The sequence below is a fragment of the Eikenella sp. HMSC071B05 genome (genome assembly GCF_001811325.1).
GTDB classification, from domain to species: Bacteria; Pseudomonadota; Gammaproteobacteria; order Burkholderiales; family Neisseriaceae; genus Eikenella; species Eikenella corrodens.
This window is the reverse complement of the sequence record NZ_KV804540.1, coordinates 113745-135550: the sequence shown is the minus strand read 5'-3', so window position 1 is coordinate 135550 and position 21806 is coordinate 113745. Positions and strand designations below refer to the sequence as shown.

Annotated in this window: 24 protein-coding genes and 1 pseudogene; 7 read left to right on the top strand and 18 right to left on the bottom strand. The window is 53.2% G+C overall.

All coding sequences use genetic code 11. From position 1 onward, the window contains the following. Nucleotides 1-265: 265 nt before the first annotated feature. From glp to HMPREF2796_RS03015, 3 genes are all read right to left on the bottom strand, one after another. On the bottom strand, nucleotides 266-1492 hold the full coding sequence (gene glp / locus HMPREF2796_RS03025; protein ID WP_070630869.1) for a molybdopterin molybdotransferase MoeA: 1227 nt from the start codon (nucleotides 1490-1492) through the stop codon (nucleotides 266-268). Between the two features lie 193 nt (nucleotides 1493-1685). After that, nucleotides 1686-3065 carry a NarK family nitrate/nitrite MFS transporter gene (locus HMPREF2796_RS03020; RefSeq protein WP_070630867.1) on the bottom strand — a complete coding sequence of 460 codons (1380 nt, stop codon included), beginning with the start codon at nucleotides 3063-3065 and terminating at the stop codon, nucleotides 1686-1688. A gap of 104 nt (nucleotides 3066-3169) precedes the next feature. Continuing rightward, nucleotides 3170-4420: an MFS transporter gene (locus HMPREF2796_RS03015; protein ID WP_070630866.1), complete on the bottom strand. Its 1251-nt coding sequence runs from the start codon at nucleotides 4418-4420 to the stop codon at nucleotides 3170-3172. A 316-nt stretch (nucleotides 4421-4736) separates the two neighbouring features. Here HMPREF2796_RS03015 and HMPREF2796_RS03010 point away from each other — a divergent pair, with 316 nt between their 5' ends. The 5 genes from HMPREF2796_RS03010 (at nucleotide 4737) to HMPREF2796_RS02990 (ending at nucleotide 10458) form a co-directional block, all read left to right on the top strand. Beyond that, nucleotides 4737-6635 carry a type IV pili methyl-accepting chemotaxis transducer N-terminal domain-containing protein gene (locus HMPREF2796_RS03010; RefSeq protein WP_070630864.1) on the top strand — a complete coding sequence of 633 codons (1899 nt, stop codon included), beginning with the start codon at nucleotides 4737-4739 and terminating at the stop codon, nucleotides 6633-6635. Beyond that, complete coding sequence (locus HMPREF2796_RS03005; protein WP_049257898.1) at nucleotides 6632-7306, top strand: response regulator; 675 nt, start codon at nucleotides 6632-6634, stop codon at nucleotides 7304-7306. The genes HMPREF2796_RS03010 and HMPREF2796_RS03005 overlap by 4 nt, the downstream gene beginning before the upstream one ends. 290 nt (nucleotides 7307-7596) lie before the next feature. Continuing rightward, nucleotides 7597-7884, top strand: a complete 288-nt coding sequence (locus HMPREF2796_RS03000) for a co-chaperone GroES (RefSeq protein ID WP_070630861.1) — start codon at nucleotides 7597-7599, stop codon at nucleotides 7882-7884. A gap of 70 nt (nucleotides 7885-7954) precedes the next feature. After that, the gene (groL, locus tag HMPREF2796_RS02995) at nucleotides 7955-9598 is read left to right on the top strand and encodes a chaperonin GroEL (RefSeq protein ID WP_070630858.1); all 1644 of its coding nucleotides are present in this window, start codon (nucleotides 7955-7957) and stop codon (nucleotides 9596-9598) included. 326 nt (nucleotides 9599-9924) lie between these two features. Further along, the gene (locus tag HMPREF2796_RS02990) at nucleotides 9925-10458 is read left to right on the top strand and encodes a hypothetical protein (RefSeq protein WP_141744215.1); all 534 of its coding nucleotides are present in this window, start codon (nucleotides 9925-9927) and stop codon (nucleotides 10456-10458) included. A 257-nt stretch (nucleotides 10459-10715) separates the two neighbouring features. Here HMPREF2796_RS02990 and ispH read toward each other — a convergent pair whose 3' ends face one another. Both ispH and lspA read right to left on the bottom strand, forming a co-directional pair. After that, the gene (ispH, locus tag HMPREF2796_RS02985) at nucleotides 10716-11648 is read right to left on the bottom strand and encodes a 4-hydroxy-3-methylbut-2-enyl diphosphate reductase (protein ID WP_070630856.1); all 933 of its coding nucleotides are present in this window, start codon (nucleotides 11646-11648) and stop codon (nucleotides 10716-10718) included. Between the two features lie 50 nt (nucleotides 11649-11698). After that, on the bottom strand, nucleotides 11699-12202 hold the full coding sequence (gene lspA, locus HMPREF2796_RS02980) for a signal peptidase II (RefSeq protein WP_070631035.1): 504 nt from the start codon (nucleotides 12200-12202) through the stop codon (nucleotides 11699-11701). A gap of 251 nt (nucleotides 12203-12453) precedes the next feature. Between lspA and HMPREF2796_RS02975 the strand changes: the two genes are divergently transcribed. Together HMPREF2796_RS02975 and HMPREF2796_RS02970 are read left to right on the top strand one after the other, a co-directional pair. Continuing rightward, entirely contained in the window at nucleotides 12454-12654 is a 201-nt protein-coding gene (locus tag HMPREF2796_RS02975; protein WP_023887201.1) for a (2Fe-2S)-binding protein, read from the top strand. A 99-nt stretch (nucleotides 12655-12753) separates the two neighbouring features. After that, nucleotides 12754-13257 carry a hemerythrin domain-containing protein gene (locus HMPREF2796_RS02970; protein WP_070630854.1) on the top strand — a complete coding sequence of 168 codons (504 nt, stop codon included), beginning with the start codon at nucleotides 12754-12756 and terminating at the stop codon, nucleotides 13255-13257. Nucleotides 13258-13612: 355 nt separating this feature from the next. Here HMPREF2796_RS02970 and HMPREF2796_RS11335 read toward each other — a convergent pair whose 3' ends face one another. The 13 genes and pseudogenes from HMPREF2796_RS11335 to HMPREF2796_RS02915 form a co-directional block, all read right to left on the bottom strand. Then, the gene (locus tag HMPREF2796_RS11335; RefSeq protein ID WP_162489729.1) at nucleotides 13613-13759 is read right to left on the bottom strand and encodes a hypothetical protein; all 147 of its coding nucleotides are present in this window, start codon (nucleotides 13757-13759) and stop codon (nucleotides 13613-13615) included. A 49-nt stretch (nucleotides 13760-13808) separates the two neighbouring features. Further along, nucleotides 13809-15833, bottom strand: coding sequence for an ATP-dependent zinc metalloprotease FtsH (gene ftsH, locus HMPREF2796_RS02965; protein WP_070630852.1), 2025 nt, complete (start codon nucleotides 15831-15833; stop codon nucleotides 13809-13811). Between the two features lie 80 nt (nucleotides 15834-15913). Further along, nucleotides 15914-16534, bottom strand: coding sequence for an RlmE family RNA methyltransferase (locus HMPREF2796_RS02960; RefSeq protein WP_070631033.1), 621 nt, complete (start codon nucleotides 16532-16534; stop codon nucleotides 15914-15916). A 102-nt stretch (nucleotides 16535-16636) separates the two neighbouring features. Next, on the bottom strand, nucleotides 16637-16957 hold the full coding sequence (iscA, locus tag HMPREF2796_RS02955; RefSeq protein WP_003824196.1) for an iron-sulfur cluster assembly protein IscA: 321 nt from the start codon (nucleotides 16955-16957) through the stop codon (nucleotides 16637-16639). Between the two features lie 72 nt (nucleotides 16958-17029). Then, on the bottom strand, nucleotides 17030-17515 hold the full coding sequence (locus tag HMPREF2796_RS02950; protein ID WP_141749138.1) for a toxin-antitoxin system YwqK family antitoxin: 486 nt from the start codon (nucleotides 17513-17515) through the stop codon (nucleotides 17030-17032). Nucleotides 17516-17655: 140 nt separating this feature from the next. Then, on the bottom strand, nucleotides 17656-17886 hold the full coding sequence (locus tag HMPREF2796_RS02945) for a recombinase RecA (RefSeq protein ID WP_070630849.1): 231 nt from the start codon (nucleotides 17884-17886) through the stop codon (nucleotides 17656-17658). Nucleotides 17887-18037: 151 nt separating this feature from the next. Beyond that, entirely contained in the window at nucleotides 18038-18304 is a 267-nt protein-coding gene (locus tag HMPREF2796_RS02940; RefSeq protein WP_070630847.1) for a DksA/TraR family C4-type zinc finger protein, read from the bottom strand. Nucleotide 18305: 1 nt separating this feature from the next. Further along, on the bottom strand, nucleotides 18306-18689 hold the full coding sequence (iscU, locus tag HMPREF2796_RS02935; protein ID WP_067447952.1) for a Fe-S cluster assembly scaffold IscU: 384 nt from the start codon (nucleotides 18687-18689) through the stop codon (nucleotides 18306-18308). A gap of 89 nt (nucleotides 18690-18778) precedes the next feature. Further along, nucleotides 18779-18913, bottom strand: coding sequence for a hypothetical protein (locus HMPREF2796_RS11740; protein ID WP_023887212.1), 135 nt, complete (start codon nucleotides 18911-18913; stop codon nucleotides 18779-18781). A gap of 97 nt (nucleotides 18914-19010) precedes the next feature. Continuing rightward, complete coding sequence (locus HMPREF2796_RS02930) at nucleotides 19011-19565, bottom strand: hypothetical protein (protein ID WP_023887213.1); 555 nt, start codon at nucleotides 19563-19565, stop codon at nucleotides 19011-19013. Between the two features lie 4 nt (nucleotides 19566-19569). Further along, nucleotides 19570-20784 (bottom strand): IscS subfamily cysteine desulfurase, encoded by a 1215-nt coding sequence (locus tag HMPREF2796_RS02925; RefSeq protein WP_070630844.1) that lies wholly within the window; start codon nucleotides 20782-20784, stop codon nucleotides 19570-19572. Nucleotides 20785-20880: 96 nt separating this feature from the next. Then, the gene (locus HMPREF2796_RS02920; protein WP_070631031.1) at nucleotides 20881-21336 is read right to left on the bottom strand and encodes a Fe-S cluster assembly transcription factor; all 456 of its coding nucleotides are present in this window, start codon (nucleotides 21334-21336) and stop codon (nucleotides 20881-20883) included. A gap of 191 nt (nucleotides 21337-21527) precedes the next feature. Beyond that, nucleotides 21528-21806, bottom strand: a pseudogene (locus HMPREF2796_RS02915) (glutamine--tRNA ligase); the annotation flags it as partial.

The window sequence follows — 21806 nt, the reverse complement described above, 5'->3', positions numbered from 1 at the left end:
TAGGAAATCGTCGCGTTGTTTACACTTTTTCTGAAGCAGATGGCTTTTGTTTTTTCTTAAATGATTTGTAAGCATCTATCCGCAATTATCAAGAACAGAGCGGATTTCCCGTGTCTATCGACATTCTTGACAATGCCGGATAGCTGCTCAAACGGGTCTTCAAGCAAAAGCCGAAAGTGTAAACAACGCTGTCGATTTCTACAACTATGGGACACAGGCTACCTGAAACTTAGCTGGCGTGGCTTTTCAGGTAGCCTTTCCAGCTTTACAAAAATGCTTCGGTAAAAGGTTGCACAGTCACTTCCGCACCGGCGGGCAGCGAGCCGCTTTCGGCGGGGAGAACCAAGTAGGCATTGGCGCGGCTCACCTGATAAATACGGTGCGAATCCTGGCTGCCGCAAGGGGTGGCCAACCAAGTGCCGTCGTCCTGACGGCTGATGATACCACGCTGAATATCGGTGCGGCTGTGGTTTTTCTTCACCGGCTCGGCTAGTTTGGCCGTAAAGCGCACGGGCTGAGGGATTTCGACCGCGCCGCACAGCTGCCACAGGGCGGCTTTAAGGAAAATATCGAAGCCCACAAAGCCGGACACCGGATTGCCCGGCAGGCCGAAACACCAAGTGGTCATGATTTGGCCGAACACGAAGGGTTTGCCCGGCTTGAGGGCGACTTTGTAGTGATGAATGCTGCCCACGCGCTCCACGGCTTCGCGCATGAAGTCATAATCGCCCACGGATACGCCGCCGGTGGTAATCAACACGTCGGCTTGGTGGATAACTTTATTCAGCATTTTCAACACGTCTTCCAGCCGGTCGGCCACTTGGCCAAAGTCGATCACTTCCACCGGCAGGGGTGCGAGTCGCGCCATCAACATATAGCGGTTACTGTCATAAATGCGGTCGGTACGGTTGTCGGCTGTGCCCGGTTCAAGCAGTTCGTCGCCGCTGGAGAGTACGGCCACACGCAATTTGCGGCGCACTTCGATTTGGGCATAGCCCAAGGCGGCCAGCAGCATGATATCGGCCTGACGCAGAATCCGCCCTGCCTGCAACACAGTTTCACCCGCCGCGATTTCTTCGCCACGGCGGCGGATATTGCCGCCCTCGGCCGCGTCTTTTTCCAAACGGATCACGCCGTCTTGCAACTGCACGTTTTCTTGAATCACCACGCTGGAGCAAGCTGCCGGCACCACTGCACCGGTCATGATGCGCACGCAACCATCGGTAGGCAGGCTACCTGAAAACGGCTGCCCGGCCACCGATTCGCCCACTACTTTCCATTCACTACCTGCCGCCGCGGCCACGGGCAGGGCGTAGCCATCCATGGCAGAAATATCTGCGGGCGGAATATTCACCGCTGCCGCCACATCCTGCGCCAGCACACGCCCCACTGCCGACACCAGCGGCACGGTTTCGGTTTCCAACGGCTTTTGCACGGCGGCGATTTTGGCGTGAATCAGCGCTTGCAGTTCGTGAACAGGGGTAAGGGCCATGGATAGATTCCTTATTATCAAAAATATAAAGAGATGAGTGTGTGCTGCTCCTCCTGCCAGTTGGCGAACTGCAACCAATTATGGGTTACAGCAAAACAAACCAACGCAGGCAGGCAGAAACTTATGCTTTAGCTATTAAGTGGTTAAAAGGCTACCTGAAAGCCTGTTTTGCATTTTCAGGTAGCCTGCCGTTTTAGCACTTGGCTTCGGCGTTCTTACGGGCGTAGTACCACCAGTTCAACCCGGCACAGATAATGTAGAACAGGATAAAGCCGATCAAGGCTCCGTTCACACTGCCCCAAAGAGAGAGCGCAGTACCGAAGCTTTTCGGAATCAGGAAACCACCATAGCCGGCAAATGCGGCGGTGAAACCGATAACAGCAGCGGCTTCGCGGTTAGCATTTTGTACGCATTGTTCTTGGGTGATTTGGCCGGCATCGGCAAATTTCTGATGGAAACCCAAGAAAATCAGCGGCACTTGTACGAAAGTGGAAGCATTGCCGATACCGCTGAGTGCAAACAGCACCATAAAGCAGGCAAAGAAGGCAGGGAAGTTGCCCTGGCCGTTCGTCGGCAAGAACATCAATACGCCGAGCACGCCGATAATCATGCCCACGAACACCACCTGCGTGGTGCGTGCGCCGCCACCGAGTTTTTTACACACCCAACCGCCAGCAGAACGGGTGAGCGCGCCCACCAAGGGGCCGAGGAAGGCGAATTTGGCGGGATTAATCTCCGGAAACAGCAGCTTGATCAAGAATGGGAAACCGGCAGAAAAACCAAGGAAGGAGCCGAACGTACCCAAATAAAGGATACACATAATCCAGTTGTGCTTGCGTGAGAAAATCACAGACTGCTCTTTGAAGCTGGATTTGGCGCTGGCCAAATCGTTCATGCCAAACCAAGCCGCCAAAGTGGCCAAGATAATGAACGGCACCCACACAAAACCGGCGTTTTGCAGCCAGATTTGCACGGTTTCGTTGTTTTTCATCATGGTTTGCGGTTCGCCGCCCAACGCGCCGAACAGGCCGGCGGTAATGGCCAGCGGCACGATGAACTGCACGGCAGATACGCCGAGATTACCCAAACCGGCATTCAGACCAAGTGCACTGCCTTTTTCTGCTTTGGGGAAGAAGAAGCTGATGTTGGCCATACTGGAAGAGAAGTTACCACCACCGAAACCGCACAACAGGGCAAGAATTACCATGGTGCTGTAGCTGGTAGTCGGGTCTTGCACAGCAAAGCCGATGCCGATAGCGGGCAACAGCAGGCTGGCGGTGGTAATCGCAGTCCATTTGCGGCCGCCGAAAATCGGCACCATAAAGGAATAGAACACGCGCAAGGTAGAGCCAGATAAGGCGGGCAATGCAGCCAGCCAGAACAGTTGGTCTTTACTGAAATTGAAGCCAACATTGGGCAGATTAAGGATGGTTACGCTCCATACCTGCCACATAACAAATGCCAAAAACAGCGCAGGGATAGAAATCCACAAGTTGCGCCGCGCAATCTTACGGCCGGTGTTTTGCCAGAATTCGGGATCTTCCGGCCGCCAGTCTTGAATTAAGTGAGACATATCATTTTCCTAATATGGTAAGTGTTCAGCTTTTGCGAGTATGTTTTTAACGTGGAGGCTACCTGAAAAACCGCTGCGCAGTTTCCAGGTAGCCTGTAAGCGGATTATTGTTCGCGTTTGGCTTTGAAAGAGAAGTGCATCCAAATCAGCGATACGCACACCGTGCCGTAGAGCAGCATGAAGGTGGTGGAGCGGATGCCGGTGAGGTCAAGCAACATACCGAACATAATCGGCAGAAAGAAGCCGCCCAAACCACCAGCCAGGCCAACGATGCCGGATACCGTACCGATGTCGTTCGGGTAGTCGTCGGCCACAAATTTGAACACAGAGGCTTTACCCACCGCCATGGCAATACCGGCAGCAAACATCAAAATGGTAAACAACACCACATTCAGGCCGATGTGCAAGCTTTGCGGGCCGTGCGTAGTAGCGATCACGAGGTCGGTTTGCGGGTAGGACAAGATAAAGAAGCATACCCACAATACCCACATCACACCCCAGGTAACCTTATAGGCACCGTATTTATCTGATAACCAGCCACCAACTGCGCGCAACACGCCGCCGGGCAGAGAGAAACAGGCAGCCAGCATACCGGCGGTAGCGATGCTCAGGCCGTATTCGTTGATGTAGTATTTGGTCATCCACAGAGCCAATGCCACATAGCCGCCGAACACCACAGAATAATATTGGCTGTAGCGCAGCACACCAGGGTCTTTCAACATAGCCAGCTGCTCAGCGAGCGAGGCCTTGGGCGCAGTATTGGGGTTATGCGGAGTGGGATAGGTGGTGAACCAAAACAATACGGCGGTCGCAGCCATAATAACGGCGTACACTTTCGGCACGATTACCCAGGCAGCTGCGCCGGCACCGGCTGCTGCTGAATATTTAATCAGCGCAGGGGCAACGAATTTGTTGATGGCGCTACCGGCATTACCTGCACCGAAAATACCCATGGCCAAGCCTTGTTGCTCTTTCGGAAACCAGCGCGCTACATAAGGAGTACCCACGGAGAAAGCACCGCCGGCCAAGCCCATCATCAGGCCGATGGCAATGAAGTGCCAATAGTGTGTGGAATAGCTCATCAAGAAAATGGCGGGCACGGAAAGCAGCATCAGCACGAACATCACAATGCGGCCGCCGAATTTATCGGTCCAAATGCCCAACGGCACGCGAATAAGCGAGCCGGAGAGCACCGGCACAGCCATCAGGATACCGGTTTGCGTTTCATTCAGGCCGAGCTGCTCCTGCACTTTCACGCCGACAATCGCCAGCATCATCCAAACCATAAAGCAGACGGTAAAAGCAAACGTGCTGGAAGCAAGCACGGAGTAGCGTTTGTAATTTTCTGATTTCATTTTTTGTTTTCTCTATACAAGGGAAGTTTTGCGGTTTACATGCCCCTGCAAAGGAGGCTACCTGAAAACCACTGGTTGAAGCATGTGAAGCCAAACCATTTATTTTTCGAAACAAAAAATCACGCTGGAAAAATAAGGGTTTTAGCCGTTGCGAATTTTAAAACAATGATTTGGATTAAATAAGCCCTGTTGTAGCTAGGTCTTCTAAGCCGAAAGTATTAGATCGGTAACCATTTTCACTAAGCCGATAGTTAAGCTTCATGGATTAAACGCGTATAATGAGGGATTGCTCTTTTTGATTTCTCCGCTCATATCCATGAACTTTTTCAAAAGCCTGTCTGTGCGGCTCAAGCTGCTGACCCTGTTGTGGCTGGTGATTGCCGTAGCTTCCATCAGCTACACCCTGCTGATTTCCTGGCGGCTGGAGGGCAGCGCCGCAGCCATCAACGACATCGGCAGCTTGCGCTTGAGGAGTTTCCGCATCGCCCTTTTGATTCGTGAAAATGCCGGAGCGGAAGAAATCGAACAGCGGCTGCGGCAATACGACAGCATCCTCGACAACGTGCGCCATGGCGACCGCTCCCGCCCGCTTTTTCTGCCGCCAGACAAAGTGGTGTGGCAGCGTTTCAATGAATTAGACCAGCAATGGCGGCAAAACATCCGCCCGGCTTTTCAGGTAGCCTACCAACAAAATCGTCCGGTTACCGATAAACAACTGCAACCCTTCCTCAGCCGTTTGGATAATTTGGTTTCTGCCGTTGAGCAAACCAACACGCGCTATATTTCTTGGCTGCGCTTGTTTCAAAGCTGCCTTTTGGTGTTGGTGGTGATGAGTTCTGCCTTTATGGTGTTTTTGCTGTATTGGTGGATTATTAAACCTTTACAGCATCTGCAACAAGGCGTGGCTGCTATTCACGATGGGCAGTTCGGCATTCAAATCCCCATTGATCACTCCGCCGAGTTCGCCCGTGTAGACAACGGTTTCAACCAGATGAGCAGCAGCCTGCACCAACTCTATTCCCACCTAGAAGAAGAAGTACTGGAAAAAACACGTGATTTGGCCAGCAAGCACCACACGCTCGAAACCCTGTATTTCTTCTCGCGCTTTCTCAGTCAAACCCAAACCACCACCGAAGCCGCCGAAGTATTCCTGCAAAAAATGCTGGAAATGGTGGCCGCCGATGCCGGCAGCATCCGCTTAATCGACTTCAAACGGCAGCGCATGGATTTGGTGAGCCAAATCAACCTGCCCGACAGCCTGCAAACTGCCGAAGCCTGCCAGCGCTTCGAAGACTGCCTGTGCGGCCAAGCCGTGGTGCACGACGACTGGCAGCCGATCCGCTTTGTGCGCGAACCCGACGGCCAGGCCTTCGACACCGAAAACAGCGAATGCAGCCGCATGGGCTTCCAGCAGCTGCGCATTTTCAAAATCCAATATAAAGCGCAAGATTTCGGCATGGTTACGCTCTATTTCAAACAGAAAGAGCCCGTGGCCATGGCCGATACCGAACTGTGGGAAGCCCTGTGCAGCCAATTCGGCGTGGTGGTGAGCAACCTGCGCCTGATTGATGAAAGCCGCCAGTTGGCCGTATTGCAGGAGCGCAACCTCATTGCCCAAGGCCTGCACGACAGCATCGCCCAAGCCCTCACCTTCCTCAACCTGCAAGTGCAGATGTTGGAAAGTGCCCTGCAAAACCAAGAACAAGAGCAAATCAACGAAAACCTGCACTATATTAAAGACGGCATCCAAGAGTGTTATGACGACGTGCGCGAACTGCTCATCAACTTCCGCACCAAAATCAACAACAAAGACTTCACCGAAGTGGTGCAGACCCTGACCGACCGCTTCCAGCGCCAAACCCAAATCGGCGTGCGCCTACATTGGCACGGCAACGGCCCCCAGCTCAACAGCGAGCAGCAGCTGCAAGTCGTGTTTATATTGCAGGAAAGCCTCTCCAATATCCGCAAACACTCCCAAGCCACCCAAGTGGATATCCGCTTCGACAACCGGCAGGATTTTGTGATGGAAATTGAAGATAACGGGCGCGGCTTCAATATCGAACGGCTCAAAGAACAGCATTCCGGCAACCATGTTGGGCTGAACATCATGCACGAACGCGCCCAACGCATCCGCGCCCAGCTTTCCCTACACTCCAAACCCGGCAGCACCCGGGTAACCCTGAATCTGCCTTACGAAGAAAGAAGACAGGTATGACTGAAAAAATCCGCATCGTACTCATCGACGACCACACCCTATTCCGCAGCGGCATCAAAGCCTTGCTTGCCCGACAGGAAAACTACGAAGTAGTGGGCGAAGCTGCCGACGGCCTCAGCGGTGTCAAACTGGTGAGCCAGCTTGCGCCCGACGTGGTGCTGCTTGATCTTGACATGCCCGTGATGAACGGGCGCGAAGCGCTGGCCCAAATCCTCAGCAGCCGCCCTGAGCAGAAAGTGGTGATGCTCACCGTATCGGAAGATGGCGAAAACTTAGTGGAATGTATGCGTCTGGGTGCGTGCGGCTTCCTCTTGAAAAACATTAATGCCAACTTCCTTATCGACGCCATCGGCAAAGCTGCCAACGGCGATAACGTCTTCTCCCCCGAAATGATGGCCTGCATGGTGCAATCCCTCATCCGCCCCGCTCAGCCCGCCGCCGAAAGCGCCCTCGACACCCTCACTTCGCGCGAACTCGAAGTGCTACGCTACCTCGCCGTGGGATACAGCAACAAAATCATCGCCAAGCGCATGGATTTAGCCGAGTCCACCGTGAAAGTGCACGTACAAAACATCCTGCGCAAGCTCGAGCTCGGCAGCCGCGTGCAAGCCGCCGTGTATGCCGTGCAGCACAATCTGCCCTTGCCCGAAGAAGAGGAACCCGCTGATTGAGGCTACCTGAAAACATCATCTCCATGATTCAAATCTCTTTCCCCAATTTTCAGGTAGCCTGTACCCTGCCCTACTCCGGCAAAAGGCTACCTGAAAGTCATCTTCCCCAATCTAGTCCATCCCCTTCTCCCTCCAGCCGGATATTTTTTTCTGTCCGCCCTTGAATTCGACGCCTCCAACTCCATTTCCTTCGCCGCATAAGCAGCGTGCCGCGCCCTGCCCGGCACATTTCTGTTTACCCTCAATTGGGTAGCAACAAATCATCAAATTCAATTTTGGAGAGAAGATTTATGAAAATTCGTCCGTTGCACGACCGTGTGGTTATCAAACGCCTGGAAGCCGAAGAAAAAACCGCTTCCGGTATCCTTTTGCCTGGCTCTGCCGCCGAGAAGCCTGATATGGGAATAGTAATAGCTGTGGGCGCAGGGAAAATGGGCAAAGGTGGCGAGCGCCGCAAACTGGATGTAAAAGTAAATGACCGAGTACTTTTCGGTAAATACAGCGGCCAAACCGTAAAAGCCGACGGCGAAGAGCTGCTGGTGATGCGCGAAGAAGACATTTTCGGCATCGTGGAATAAACCGCGCTGATTCAAGAACAGAAATTACTGATTTTTTAATTACTGATTTTTTACTTTAGGAGTCATACACATGGCAGCAAAAGATGTACAGTTTGGCAATGAAGTCCGCCAGAAGATGGTAAACGGCGTAAACGTTTTGTCTAACGCCGTGAAAGTAACCCTCGGCCCGAAAGGCCGCAATGTGGTGCTCGACCGTGCTTTCGGCGGTCCGCACATCACCAAAGACGGCGTGACCGTGGCCAAAGAAATCGAACTGAAAGACAAGTTTGAAAACATGGGCGCGCAGATGGTGAAAGAAGTTGCCTCCAAAACCAACGACGTAGCCGGTGACGGTACCACCACCGCTACTGTATTGGCACAAGCCATCGTGGCCGAAGGCATGAAATACGTTACCGCCGGCATGAACCCGACCGACCTGAAACGCGGTATCGACAAAGCTGTTTCCGCTCTGGTAAAAGAGTTGCAGAATATTGCCAAGCCCGTACCGGAAAAATCCAAGGAAATCGCCCAAGTGGCCTCTATTTCCGCCAACTCCGACGAATCCATCGGCAACATCATTGCCCAAGCCATGAACGAAGTGGGCAAAGAAGGCGTGATCACCGTAGAAGACGGCAAATCGCTGGAAAACGAAGTGGAAGTGGTAAAAGGTATGCAGTTCGACCGCGGCTACCTCTCCCCCTATTTCGTCAACAACCCGGAAAAACAACTGGCCGAACTGGACAGCCCGTTTGTTCTGCTGTTTGACAAAAAAATCAGTAATATCCGCGACCTGCTGCCCGTGTTGGAGCAAGTAGCCAAAACCAGCCGCCCGCTGTTGATTATCGCTGAAGACGTGGAAGGCGAAGCCTTGGCCACGCTGGTGGTGAACAATATTCGCGGCATCCTGAAAACCGTGGCTGTGAAAGCCCCTGGTTTCGGCGACCGCCGCAAAGCCATGCTGCAAGACATCGCCATCCTCACCGGCGGCACTGTGATCGCCGAAGAAGTTGGTCTGTCTTTAGAACAGGTCTCTTTGGAACACTTAGGGCAGGCCAAACGCATCGAAGTGGGCAAAGAAAACACCACCATTATCGATGGTTTGGGCGATAAATCCGCCGTTGATGCTCGTGTAAAGGAAATCCGTACTCAGATTGAAACTGCTACTAGCGAGTACGACAAGGAAAAACTGCAAGAGCGCGTGGCCAAACTGGCCGGCGGCGTGGCTGTAATCAAAGTGGGCGCAGCCACCGAAGTGGAAATGAAAGAGAAGAAAGACCGCGTGGACGACGCGTTGCACGCCACCCGTGCCGCTGTGGAAGAAGGCGTGGTGGCCGGCGGCGGCGTAGCCCTGTTGCGTGCCCGCTCTACCCTGAGCAAAGTAGAAACCGCCAATGCCGACCAAGAAGCCGGTGTGCAAATCGTATTGCGTGCGGTTGAGTCTCCTCTGCGTCAAATCGTGGCCAACGCTGGCGGCGAGCCGAGCGTGGTGGTGAACAAAGTGCTGGAAGGCAACGGTAACTTCGGCTACAACGCCGGCAACGACAGCTACGGTGACATGCTGGAAATGGGCGTAATCGATCCGGCCAAAGTTACCCGCTTCGCGCTGCAAAACGCCGCTTCCATCGCCGGCCTGATGCTGACTACCGAATGCATGGTAGCCGACATTCCGGAAGACAAACCCGCCGCTCCCGACATGGGCGGAATGGGAGGCATGGGCGGAATGGGCATGATGTAATCATCCCAACACCATGCAAAAGCACCCTCACTAGAGGGTGCTTTTTCTTGCCTGCCGTTTACCGTTTAAAGGCTACCTGAAATTTTAGTTTTGTAGAAACTTTACAGCGTTTTCAGGTAGCCCCTTTCCGTCACCACTCACATCTCAACCATAAAAATTCACATATATAACAACAAATAACAATCAAAAATAGCAATTCATCACGCCAAATCTAATCCAGTATCAAACTTTGGCACGCTTTATGCTTATCCACTATCGAGTTCCTTTTTCTACCTATCTAAACTATCCCAACAATTATTAGGACACTAAATACAATGGCTACAGCAGTGAGAAAATTATCCCGTAACAACAAATCCCGCAGCAAACGCAGCGGCAGTAGCGGCGGCGGCGCATCGCGCGCAATCGGCCTGCTGCTGGCTCTGATTCTGGTGGGCGGTGGTGTTTATGCCTATATGAACCCGGAAATCATCGAGCAAGCCAAAGCCATGGTCGGCTTGGCCGAACCGGCTGATGAAGGCAACATGGGTGGTAGTGGTGCGGCTGCCCAACAGGCTCCCGCCGCCCCCACCATCACCGATCCGAAAGCCGTTGAGGCACTGAACATGGCGAAGGTATGGGTGGAAACCCGCTTGGCCAAAGGCACTCGCCTGAATGAAATCAACGAAGCAATCGACGTGCCCGCCAGCCAGAAGGAATTCTGGCAGAGCATTACCCTCAGCCAAGGCGCGATTACCGCTATTCCGGCCGGCAGCACTGCCGAGCGTGCGGTTCTGCTGCTGCCGATGCAATCGCAAGGCCAGCTGATTTGGGCTTGTGCCGGCGATATCCCACAGGCTATCGAAAGCATCTGCGCCCAGTAAAAGTTACTCTCTAGCTGTTCTTTTAGGCTGCTTGATTTTTCAGGTAGCCTGCTTTTTTCCTACATGCTTGGTATGGCTAAAGCTTAGTGGATTAAACTTAAATCAGAACCAAGTGGCGAGTCGAAAAAGCATGCGGCATGCGGCAAACACCACACTGGTTTAAATCGAATCCACTACCCTTCTCCATACCAAAAGGCTACCTGAAACATTTTCAGGTAGCCTTTTTTGCATATCAGTTGCTTCAAATCTGCCCAACTTCACTCACGCAGCTCTTTGGGCAGCACAAACACAATACTCTCTTCTTCCCCTTCGCCTTCCCGCACTGTTTCAAAGCCCCAGCCGTGCACGGTGTCCACCACCTCTTGCACCAGCACCTCCGGCGCGGAGGCTCCGGCCGTAATCCCTACTCGTTCTTTGCCAGCAAACCATTCCTTTTTCAGGTAGCCTGCATTGTCCACCATATAAGCATCCACGCCATGTTGTGCGGCCACTTCGCGCAAACGGTTGCTATTAGAAGAATTGGGCGAGCCCACCACCACCACCACATCGCTGGCTGCCGCCAGCTGCTTCACCGCCTCTTGGCGGTTGGTGGTGGCATAGCAGATGTCTTCCTTATGAGGGCTGCGGATATTGGGGAAACGCGCCCGCAGCGCAACGATGATTTCCTTGGTTTCGTCAATCGATAGCGTGGTTTGGCTCACGTGCGCGAGCTTATCGGGATTGCGCACTTCCAAAGCGGCCACATCCGCGGCAGTTTCCACCAAAAGCATACTGCCCGGCGGCAGCTGCCCCATGGTACCTTCCACTTCCGGGTGGCCGGCATGGCCGATCATGATGATTTGGTAGCCGTGCTCATCCAAACGCGCTACTTCACGGTGCACCTTGGTAACCAGCGGGCAAGTGGCATCAAACACGCGAAAACCACGCTCCGCCGCTTCCTCCTGCACCGCCTTAGATACGCCGTGCGCCGAATAAATCAGCGTGGCACCGGGCGGCACATCTGCCAATTCTTCGATAAAAACAGCTCCTTTGGCGCGCAAATTGTCCACCACGAATTTATTGTGCACCACTTCATGCCGCACATAAATCGGCGCGCCAAACAGCTCCAATGCCCGTTCCACAATATTGATGGCACGGTCCACCCCCGCGCAAAAACCGCGCGGATTGGCCAGCATAATGGTTTTCGCCATATTTTTTCCTCTGAGTGTGGTTGGTCTAGCTATCACTGAAGCTGACGCTTTCAGGTAGCCTGATTACGCTTGCCCTGACGGAAACCGTCAATTACGAACAATGCTGCGCCAACACAGATAAAACTGTCGGCCACATTAAACGCCGGATAGTAGTGATTATTCCAATAAAACAACAAGAAATCGATTACATGGCCGTAGTTGATGCGGTCGATAACATTGCCAATGGCACCGCCGATAATCATCGCTGCCGCCACATCGCCCAAGCGGCCAAACTTCCCCGAACGGATACCCAATGCCAAATACAGCGTCACCACCGCCGCCAAGCCGGCAAACAGGTATTTCTGCCAGCCAGAAGCACCGGCCAAGAAACTAAACGCCGCACCCGGGTTGTACACATGTGTCAAATCGAAAAAACCCTCGATCACCGGCTCGCGCCAGTTATACACAATATGATCCAACACCCACAGCTTGCTCCACTGATCCAACACCACCACCAAAGCAGCCAGCAAAGCATGCGGCCACAGCCGGAACCACGAAACTTCTTTCATATTCATCATTACCCAACAGATAAAAAAGTGGCCGCATTTTACTATAAAGCGCCAGTAGGCAGCGAAACTTATGGGCCAGCCCGGTTGTGCAAACCAATGCACCACCATCAGGCTACCTGAAACCACTATTGCAACATAATTGCCCAACCTTCTCTTTTATTACATAAAAAACCTATTGCCAGGCTAATTGGTTTCCATTACCATACACCAATAATACTGATTATCAATAGAACAACTGTTTTCAAGGGGGCACACCCATGTTTGTTTGCGTTTGTAATGCCATTTCCGACCGCCAAATCAAAGAAACGGTTGCCGCCGGAGCCACCAGCCTTACCGACCTTCAAAACGCCTTGGGCGTGGCCACCTGCTGCGGATGTTGCGCCGACTTGGCCGTTTCCTACCTAGGCAACCACAGTGAAAATCATCAGGCTGCTGCCGGCAAAAACAACCTGCAATAGCCGCGTTGTCGCCGCCGCCCACCTAACCCTACACACATTGACACTGCTGCCGTATTACGGCAGCATTTTGCTTTTCAGGTAGCCTCAACAATACACATCATGGACTTATTCAATACCCGCTCCGTTACCTTCGAGCAGCCCACCGCCATGCTGCGCGCCTGCCATGGCAAAGTAAAACGCTTCTGCAGCCAGCTGCACGCCCTGCCCGACTATCTGCAACAGCACGGCTACAACACCGTTGCCGAACAGGCTATTGCCCAAATCCGCCACTATTTCAACGTAGCCGCCCCGCTACACCACCAAGACGAAGAAAAAGATTTCTTTCCCCTGCTGCTGCAATACGCCCCCGAAGCCAAAGAGCTGATTCAAGAGTTGGAAAGCGAACACCAATCCCTGCACAGCAGCTGGGATTTGCTCAACCAACACCTGGCCTCCCTCGCTGACGGCACACCGCTCAACCCCGAGCTCATCACCCGCTTCACTGCCGGCTACGACTTCCACATTCCGCGCGAAGAGCAGCTGTTCGACCTAGGCGACCAAAAAATCCCCGAAGCCGAACTGCACATCATCGGCAAACGCATGGCCGCCAGGCGGCAAGGGTAAATGCTGAAACTGTTCGGCAATATAGTGGATTAAATTTAAATCAGGACAAGGCGGCGAGCCACAGACAGTACAGACGTTACGGCAAGGCGAGCCAACGCTGTACTGGTTTTTGTTAATTCACTATAAAATTAAAAAGGCTACCTGAAAATCAACTTCGCAGACACGTACAAAGTCTACTTTCAGGTAGCCTTTCTGGTATTCAAAGCGGCTTCTGCATACCTCGTTGGTTTGCATCACCCACACTTTACCAAAAGCTTTATCGCTATGCTTTAACAGCACAACCAAAAGGCTACCTGAGAGTTTAGCGTTGAAGCTTACGCTTTCAGGTAGCCTTTATTGAAAGAATCAACCGAACTTAACCGCCGCAAACGCCGCAGCAGCCGCTCTCGGTGGTTTCGCCGTTGTTGTCGGCATTGTTGAGCACCTTCAGCTCGATATCGTCCTGCACTTGCGGTGCATTGTTATCGGCAGCTTCCGGCTGGAGGTTTTCGTTTTGGCTCATTACTTTTCCTTTCATCGGATGTGTGGGTAGGGAAATATATACCGTGATTTCAAGTCTGTTTGTCGGCAGCAGCCTCTTGCTGCCCCGATTCCTCTGCAGTCTGCGTGTTCAACGGAGTGGCAATTTGATCTTGTTCGGCTGCTTCATCTGCCAAAGCCGGAGCAGGTTCGCCAACTGGCTGATCGGTTTCGCCAGCATCCGTTGCCTCCGTATTGCCCACATCAGCACCGTTGTCGCCACGCACATTGTGGCTGTAGTCTTTCGGCGGGCTGGGCTGCTTGCCTTCCATGATCTCCAGCACTTGATCGCGATCGATGGTTTCCCATTCCATCAAGGCCTTGCACATGGTTTCCATCTTATCGCGGTTTTCATCCAAAATTTTGTAGGCCACCGCATATTGTTCGTCCAAAATGCGGCGGATTTCGGCATCCACATCCTGCTGGGTTTTCTCGGAAATATGCTGCGAGCGGGTAATGCTGCGGCCGAGGAATACTTCGCCTTCGTTTTCGGCATACACCATCACACCCATTTTTTCACTCATGCCATAACGCGTTACCATTTCGCGCGCTATCTGTGTGGCACGTTCGAAATCGTTGGACGCGCCGGTGGAAATCCGGCCGACAAAAATATCTTCGGCAATGCGTCCGCCAAACAGGATGGCCAGCTGGCTGAGCATTTGGTCTTTATACATCGAAATACGGTCGCGCTCCGGCAGCTGCCAGGTCAAGCCCAGCGCACGGCCGCGCGGCATGATGGTTACCTTATGCACCGGATCGGTAAACGGCAGGCTCTCGGCCACAATGGCATGCCCGGCTTCGTGATAAGCCGTGGCGCGTTTTTCGTCTTCGTGCATCACCATGCTGCGCCGCTCGGGGCCCATATAGATTTTGTCTTTGGCATCTTCAAAGTCGCTCTGATCAACCTTGATTTTATTGCGGCGGCCGGCAAACAGAGCAGCTTCGTTCACCAAGTTGGCCAAATCCGCGCCGGAAAACCCGGGCGTACCGCGCGCCAGCGATACCAAATCCACTGAAGCATCCAGCGGCACTCGCTTGGCGTGCACTTTCAAAATCTGCTCGCGGCCGCGGATATCGGGCAGCGGCACCACCACTTGGCGGTCAAAACGGCCGGGGCGCTGCAATGCCGGGTCGAGCACGTCCGGGCGGTTGGTGGCGGCAATCACGATAACAGTCTGATTGCTTTCAAAACCATCCATCTCCACCAGCAGCTGGTTCAAAGTTTGTTCGCGTTCGTCGTTGCCGCCGCCCAAACCGGCACCGCGCTGGCGGCCCACGGCATCGATTTCGTCGATAAAGATGATGCAGGGCGCATTTTTCTTAGCCTGCTCAAACATATCGCGCACGCGGGAAGCGCCCACGCCCACGAACATTTCCACAAAGTCCGAGCCGGAGATGCTGAAAAACGGCACGCCCGCTTCGCCGGCAATCGCCTTGGCCAGCAAGGTTTTGCCCGTACCCGGGCTGCCGGCCAGCAAAATCCCACGCGGCACACGGCCGCCCAAACTCTGATAGCGGTTCGGCGCTTGGAGGTAATCCACGATTTCCTGCACTTCTTCTTTCGCCTCGTCGCAACCGGCCACATCGGCAAAGGTTACGCGGTTGGCATCTTTATCCAGCAGCCGGGCACGGCTTTTGCCGAAAGAAAACGCCCCGCCTTTGCCCCCGCCGCCGTTTTGCATACGCAAAAAGTAAAACCAAGCGCCAATCAGCAGCAGCACCGGCAGGAGGCTGGTGAAGAAAATACTGCTCCACTGGCCGGGCTTTTCTTCGGGGACATATCGGAAATCAACGTTCTTGTCCTGCAGCATCGTCAGGAGTTTGTCGTCCATCGGCGCATTGGTATAGAACTTGGATTTGTCGGTGCGCTCGCCTTTAATCACATAACCGCTCAGCAGCGTGCCTTCAATATCCACCTTGGTCACTTCGCCTTTGTTTACCTGCTGGATAAACTGCGAATAGTTGATCAGCTGTTTGTCTTCCCTCTTGCCCAGCAACGTTTGGGCCGAGGCAAGCAGCACCCCGGCCAGAAACAGCCAAACCAAAATCGTCCTCATGGTGTTACGCACGGTAACAAGCTCCTAACTATAATAAAATGCCACAAATAAAAAACAGATGATAACCAGCACCTTGCTGATTACCGCTTATTCCTGCCCAACAGATATACCTCGCTGGAACGGCTGCGCGAGGCCTTAGGCTTGCGCACCTGCACTTGGGCAAACACCCCGCGCATGGCCTGCATATACTCCTGAAAACCCGCACCCTGAAACACTTTCACCAGCATATTGCCGCCGGTTTTCAGATGCTCAGCGGCAAAATCCAGCGCCAACTCGCACAAAACATAGCTGCGCGCCTGATCAGTTACCGCATTGCCCGACATATTGGGTGCTATATCGCAAATTACAAGGTCTAGCGCGCGGCCTTCAAGCAGGTTTTCCAACTCCTCCAGCACCTCGTTTTCGCGGAAATCGCCTTGGATAAACGATACGCCGGCAATCGGCTCCATCGGCAAAATATCCAAGGCAAACACCCTGCCCTGCGATCCTGCCAGCTTAACCGCCACCTGCGACCAACTGCCCGGCGCGCTGCCCAAATCGGCCAGCACCGTGCCGTTTTTAATCAACTTGTCTTTGTCGTTGATTTCCAGCAATTTGTATGCCGCCCGGGCACGGTAGCCGTCTTTTTGCGCCTGATGCACATAGGGGTCGTTCACGTGCTCGTTCAGCCAACTTTTGGAGGATTTGGAACGGGTTGCCATCATCAATCCCAATCAAAGAAACGGCCGCATTGTAGCCGATAAGGCTACCTGAAAACCACAATCGGGGTTTCAGGTAGCCTTCTGATGCGCTAATCCAAGGGCTCAAACATTAAAGCTTTCGCCGCAGCCACATTCGTTTTTCACGTTCGGGTTGGCGAACTTAAAGCCTTCCTGCAAGCCTTCTTTGGTGAAGTCCAGTTCGGTGCCGTCGAGATACACATGACTTTTCGGATCAACCAATACTTTCACGCCATGTCCTTCAAATACCAAATCATCAGGCAGGATTTCGTCGGCAAATTCCAGCGTATAGGCCATGCCGGAGCAACCACTGGTTTTCACGCCGATGCGGATGCCTTCGCCTTTGCCGCGCTTGGTGAGGAAGCTGCGGATATGGTCGGCAGCGTTGGGGGTGAGTGTAATCATGGGGTATCCTTTGTTTTCGGTTCTTGAAGAGGCTACCTGAAAAACAGTATCAGGTTTCAGGTAGCCTTTCGATTAAGGTTTAGCGCCATCCGACCGTACCACCACGGGCGTTCTCGTGCGGGTGGCGCAGTCGATGATTTCGTCTTTTTCCAAACGGCCCGCCCGATTGTATGCCTGCAGGCGGGTAACAGTGCCGTTCCGGTAGAGCAGGCGCAGGCGCAATGTGCCGTCCGACAGGTAGCCGTGCGACCAACCTTCAATCTCGCCCTGTGCGTTATAGCTGTGCCGGGTGCGGACTCTGCCGTTTGGATGGAATATTTCCAACTGCGAGGGCCGGCCGTTTTTGATCACGACCTGCCTGTCTCCCCCGGGCGGCCAACGGTATTTGCCGTCGGGCAGGCCTTCCGGCAGCTGCGGGAGGATGCGGGCATGCTGTTTTTCGCACATCCGCAGGCTCTCTTCATTTTCCGCCGTGAGCGCGGGCGGGTTGCCGACGGAGACGACGCAACCAACCAGCAGCAATACGGTAGGGATTGGAAGAAGCAATTTGGTTTGCATAAGGCCTCGTTGTTCGAGCGGCGGATATAGCGGATTAAAATCGCCATGCAAGGGCGTTGACCCGCCTTGACGTACTACCTGCACGCCCTGAGGCTCGCTGCTTTTAATCCACTTATTTTCAGGTAGCCTTACTTTGCCGCCTATTGCCGCTTTGCCCAGCTCACGGCGGCCTGCATGGCGGCGCGTGCCTGCGGGCTGTTTTTCCAGCAGGTGCTGCCGGTGAGCGCCGCGCCCTGTTGCAGCATATCGTCCACATCGGCGGCGGCGAGCTTGGCCACGTCGTCCAAGCCCATTTGCTGCAGGCGTTGCAGCACGGTTTTGCCGATGCCTTTTTCGGCGAGCAGGGATTGGGTTTCTTCGGGGGTAAACATGGGTTTGTTCTGTGTTGGTATCGGCAGGTTTTTTGGGGCAGGCTACCTGAAAACCGTCGTCAGGCAGTGAAGCGGTCATACACGGCATCGATGCTGGCAAAGGCGCGTTGTCAGGAAACTCGGTACTATGAAACCATCAGTTTCAGGTAGCCTATTTCAGCTGGCTATCCTTGCTACCGCGCCGGTTGTAGGCGGATCGGAATTGCTGTTGTTTATCGACCTCTTCTTGGCAGGCAATACACAACTGCACGCCGGGCAGGGCGCGGCGGCGGGCTTCGGGAATCGGCTCGCCGCATTCGGCGCATTCGCGGGCGCTTTCGCCGGAGGGCAGGTTTTGCCGGGCGGCAGCCAACGCGTCGTCTAAATTGGCATCGATTTGCGCCTGTTCCGCGCCGTCTGGCGCCCAGCCGCCGGCCATGTTACACGCCTTTTTTCTTTTTATAATCCGCCACAGCGGCTTTCACCGCGTCTTCCGCCAAAATCGAGCAGTGGATTTTCACGGGCGGCAGTTCTAATTCTTCGGCAATTTCGCTGTTTTTAATCGCCAGCGCGTCGTCCAGGCTTTTGCCTTTCACCCATTCGGTAATCAGGCTGGACGAGGCAATGGCCGAGCCGCAGCCGTAGGTTTTGAATTTGGCGTCTTCGATGATGCCTTGGTCGTTCACTTTGATTTGCAGACGCATTACGTCGCCGCAGGCGGGTGCGCCCACCATGCCGGTGCCAACATTGTTGTCGTCTTTATCAAGTGTGCCGACGTTGCGGGGGTTTTCGTAGTGGTCGATGACTTTGTCGCTGTATGCCATGATGTGTTTCCTTAATTAAAATTTATGATGGTTTGTAACGGGGTTGAGGCTACCTGAAACGGAGTTTCTGCGAAGCTCAAACGGGGTGGCTAAATTTTGCACGCACCGCCTTCGCAACCGTCATCGTTGTTTTCGGAATCGACGCCGCCTTCTACGGTGATGCCGTCGAAGTTTTCGAGCAGGGCGTCGAGGTTGTCGAGATCGAGTTCTTCTTGGTTGTTCATCGTGGTGTCCTTGGTTGATTGGGATTCAGGCTACCTGAAAAGGAGTTTTCTTATCTTAATTTGTTAGGTTTTCAACCTGAGTTATACTTACTCAACTTCAAAAGTCATTGGATTCATGTCGTAACTCTGAATTTTGACTTATCAGTCGTAGTTGTTCTAATTGAATTTGCATCTGTAGTTTCTGTAATTCCGTATCTAGAGGTAATTTAGTCAAAATCATCTCCCTAATCAAAGAAGTCAATGGTTCTCCAATAGCTTTTTTAAAATTAAATCCTAGTAACTGAAGAATTGTTAATGTTTCTTTAGAAACTAATGGAGACAAAATCTTCACTGCGTTATTTAATTCTTCACTACTTTGTCCGCTAGCCTCCATCAAAGATTGAATTTTAGGAATAAAACTAGAAGTGATATAGTTTAATTCACTCTCATTAATTTTCTGAGCAGATATTTCTTGTTGATACGCTTGGGCAATTTGAGTTAATTCATTTTTATCAGCAATTAAATCTTGTATAATCTCCTCTAACTGATTGATTGTTTCTTTATCATCCTTCTTTGTTTTTATTAACTGTATTTTCGTTAAAATTGCAGAAGCAGTATTTTTAGTTAACGTTTCCGCTAACCTAACTCCAAGTTCAATAATTTGCTGTTCCATATTCTCAATGCTCCGCCCACTCCACCGTGCTCAAATCAATCCCTTCCTTAAACATTTCCCACAACGGAGACAGTTCGCGCAGTTTGCCGATTTTGGATTTAATCAGTTCGGCGGCGAATTGCACTTCTTCTTCGGTGGTCATGCGGCCGAAGGTGATGCGCAAGGATGAGTGCGCCAGTTCGTCGTTGCGGCCGAGTGCGCGCAAGACGTAGCTGGGTTCGAGCGAGGCGGAGGTGCAGGCAGAGCCGCTGGATACGGCGAGTTCTTTGACCGCCATAATCAGGCTTTCGCCTTCGACGAAGTTGAAGCTGACGTTCAGGTTGTTCGGGGCGCGGTGTTCGAGGTCGCCGTTGATATAGACTTCTTCGATGCCTTCGATGCCTTTGAGGAAGATGTCGCGCAGTTTGGTGTAGTGCGCCATGTCTTGCTCGAGCTCTTCTTTGGCGATGCGGAAGGCTTCACCCATGCCGACGATTTGGTGGGTCGGCAGGGTGCCGCTGCGGAAACCGCGTTCGTGGCCGCCGCCGTGCATTTGGGCTTCGAGGCGGACGCGGGGTTTACGGCGGACGTACAGCGCGCCGATGCCTTTGGGACCGTACACTTTATGACCTGACATGGACAGCAGGTCGATTTTGGCGGCTTCTACGTCAACAGGCACTTTGCCGCAGGCTTGGGCGGCATCGACGTGGAAGATGATTTTGCGTTCGCGGCAGATTTCCCCGATGGCGGGAATGTCTTGCACGACGCCGATTTCGTTGTTCACCCACATCACGGAAATCAGGATGGTGTCGGGGCGGATGGCGGCTTTGAGTTCTTCCAAATCGATTAAACCGTTTTCCTGCACGCCGAGGTAGGTTACTTCAAAGCCTTGGCGTTCGAGTTCGCGCATTGTATCGAGCACGGCTTTGTGTTCGGTTTTGACGGTGATGAGGTGTTTGCCTTTGGATTGGTAGAAGTGCGCCGCGCCTTTGATGGCGAGGTTGTCGGACTCGGTCGCGCCGCTGGTGAAGACGATTTCTTTGGAATCGGCGTTAATCAGGGCGGCGATGTCGGCACGGGCTTTTTCCACGGCTTCTTCCGCCGTCCAGCCGAATGCGTGGCTGTTGGACGCGGGGTTGCCGAAGATATCGCTCAAATAAGGAATCATTTTTTCGGCCACGCGTTTGTCTACGGGAGTAGTGGCAGCATAGTCGAGGTAGATGGGGGTTTGTTTGGTCATGGTTTTCTCTGTTTGGGTATGTGGTTGTGTCATTAATTCATAGCTGTAGCACATTTTTAAAGCGGCGAGCCTGTGCCGCAGAAAGAAAGATGTGCCTTAGCTATAGCGGATATGGGTAAGGCTGATGGCAGTATCATGATGGTGGTGGCCATTCCTTTTATCAAGCACGTCTTGCAGGGAGACGCTGCTCAGGTAGCCTTGGATGGTTTGGTTGAGACTTTCCCACAAATCATGCGTGAGGCAGGGCGTGCCGTGATGGCAGTTGGTTTGGCCGCCGCAGCGAGTGGCATCCAGCTTGTCTTCGGCGGCATAGATAATTTCGGCAATATTGATGCCGTCGGGCTGGCGGCTGAGTAAATAGCCACCACCGGGCCCGCGCACGCTGTCTACCAGCCCGGCACGGCGCAGTTTGCCGAAAAGCTGCTCGAGGTAGGATAGGGAAATATTCTGCCGGCCGCTGATGGCATTGAGGCTGACGGGATTTTCGCGCCCGTACAGCGCCAAATCCAGCATAGCGGTTACGGCGAAACGGCCTTTGGTGGTTAATCGCATAGGGCTATGGTCTTGTTGCATCAGGGGGATGCGGATTTTCCAATACCCAAGTGATTTAGTCAAGTATAGATACTGCCCGGAATGAAAGCAGGCTACCTGAAAACGACGTTTCGGCGTAGCCGAAGCAGAGTTTCTGCGAAGCTAAACCTGGCTCCGGCTTTTTCAGGTAGCCTTCACATCCGACACAGGGCTTATTGTGCTTTCGCCTGCCAAGTGTCGCGCAAACCCACCGTTTTGTTAAACACGGGCTTGCCTTTCACATGGTCTTTGCGGTCGGTAACGAAATAGCCCAGCCGTTCAAACTGCCAGCGGCTTTCCGCAGGCAAATCGTTAGTGGCGGCTTCAACGTAGGCGGTGATTTCTTTAGCCGATTCGGGATTAAGGAAATCGGTAAACGGCAGGTATGCGCCATCTTCGCCGCGCACGGCATCAGGGCGGGGTTCGGTGAACAGGCGGTCGTACAGGCGCAC

What these genes read in the sequence shown, in the direction of transcription:
- HMPREF2796_RS02975 (WP_023887201.1), top strand. Translation starts at nt 12,454, where the DNA reads ATGTTTGTTTGCGTTTGTAATGCCATTTCCGACCGCCAAATCAAAGAA.
- HMPREF2796_RS03000 (WP_070630861.1), top strand. Translation starts at nt 7,597, where the DNA reads ATGAAAATTCGTCCGTTGCACGACCGTGTGGTTATCAAACGCCTGGAA.
- glp (WP_070630869.1), bottom strand. Translation starts at nt 1,492, where the DNA reads ATGGCCCTTACCCCTGTTCACGAACTGCAAGCGCTGATTCACGCCAAA.
- HMPREF2796_RS02925 (WP_070630844.1), bottom strand. Translation starts at nt 20,784, where the DNA reads ATGACCAAACAAACCCCCATCTACCTCGACTATGCTGCCACTACTCCC.
- HMPREF2796_RS03005 (WP_049257898.1), top strand. Translation starts at nt 6,632, where the DNA reads ATGACTGAAAAAATCCGCATCGTACTCATCGACGACCACACCCTATTC.
- HMPREF2796_RS03015 (WP_070630866.1), bottom strand. Translation starts at nt 4,420, where the DNA reads ATGAAATCAGAAAATTACAAACGCTACTCCGTGCTTGCTTCCAGCACG.
- groL (WP_070630858.1), top strand. Translation starts at nt 7,955, where the DNA reads ATGGCAGCAAAAGATGTACAGTTTGGCAATGAAGTCCGCCAGAAGATG.
- HMPREF2796_RS02950 (WP_141749138.1), bottom strand. Translation starts at nt 17,515, where the DNA reads ATGCAAACCAAATTGCTTCTTCCAATCCCTACCGTATTGCTGCTGGTT.
- lspA (WP_070631035.1), bottom strand. Translation starts at nt 12,202, where the DNA reads ATGAATATGAAAGAAGTTTCGTGGTTCCGGCTGTGGCCGCATGCTTTG.
- HMPREF2796_RS02940 (WP_070630847.1), bottom strand. Translation starts at nt 18,304, where the DNA reads ATGGCCGGCGGCTGGGCGCCAGACGGCGCGGAACAGGCGCAAATCGAT.
- HMPREF2796_RS02930 (WP_023887213.1), bottom strand. Translation starts at nt 19,565, where the DNA reads ATGGAACAGCAAATTATTGAACTTGGAGTTAGGTTAGCGGAAACGTTA.
- HMPREF2796_RS02970 (WP_070630854.1), top strand. Translation starts at nt 12,754, where the DNA reads ATGGACTTATTCAATACCCGCTCCGTTACCTTCGAGCAGCCCACCGCC.
- iscA (WP_003824196.1), bottom strand. Translation starts at nt 16,957, where the DNA reads ATGATTACACTCACCCCCAACGCTGCCGACCATATCCGCAGCTTCCTC.
- HMPREF2796_RS11335 (WP_162489729.1), bottom strand. Translation starts at nt 13,759, where the DNA reads ATGAGCCAAAACGAAAACCTCCAGCCGGAAGCTGCCGATAACAATGCA.
- HMPREF2796_RS03010 (WP_070630864.1), top strand. Translation starts at nt 4,737, where the DNA reads ATGAACTTTTTCAAAAGCCTGTCTGTGCGGCTCAAGCTGCTGACCCTG.
- ftsH (WP_070630852.1), bottom strand. Translation starts at nt 15,833, where the DNA reads ATGAGGACGATTTTGGTTTGGCTGTTTCTGGCCGGGGTGCTGCTTGCC.
- HMPREF2796_RS11740 (WP_023887212.1), bottom strand. Translation starts at nt 18,913, where the DNA reads ATGAACAACCAAGAAGAACTCGATCTCGACAACCTCGACGCCCTGCTC.
- iscU (WP_067447952.1), bottom strand. Translation starts at nt 18,689, where the DNA reads ATGGCATACAGCGACAAAGTCATCGACCACTACGAAAACCCCCGCAAC.
- HMPREF2796_RS02960 (WP_070631033.1), bottom strand. Translation starts at nt 16,534, where the DNA reads ATGGCAACCCGTTCCAAATCCTCCAAAAGTTGGCTGAACGAGCACGTG.
- HMPREF2796_RS03020 (WP_070630867.1), bottom strand. Translation starts at nt 3,065, where the DNA reads ATGTCTCACTTAATTCAAGACTGGCGGCCGGAAGATCCCGAATTCTGG.
- ispH (WP_070630856.1), bottom strand. Translation starts at nt 11,648, where the DNA reads ATGGCGAAAACCATTATGCTGGCCAATCCGCGCGGTTTTTGCGCGGGG.
- HMPREF2796_RS02920 (WP_070631031.1), bottom strand. Translation starts at nt 21,336, where the DNA reads ATGCGATTAACCACCAAAGGCCGTTTCGCCGTAACCGCTATGCTGGAT.
- HMPREF2796_RS02945 (WP_070630849.1), bottom strand. Translation starts at nt 17,886, where the DNA reads ATGTTTACCCCCGAAGAAACCCAATCCCTGCTCGCCGAAAAAGGCATC.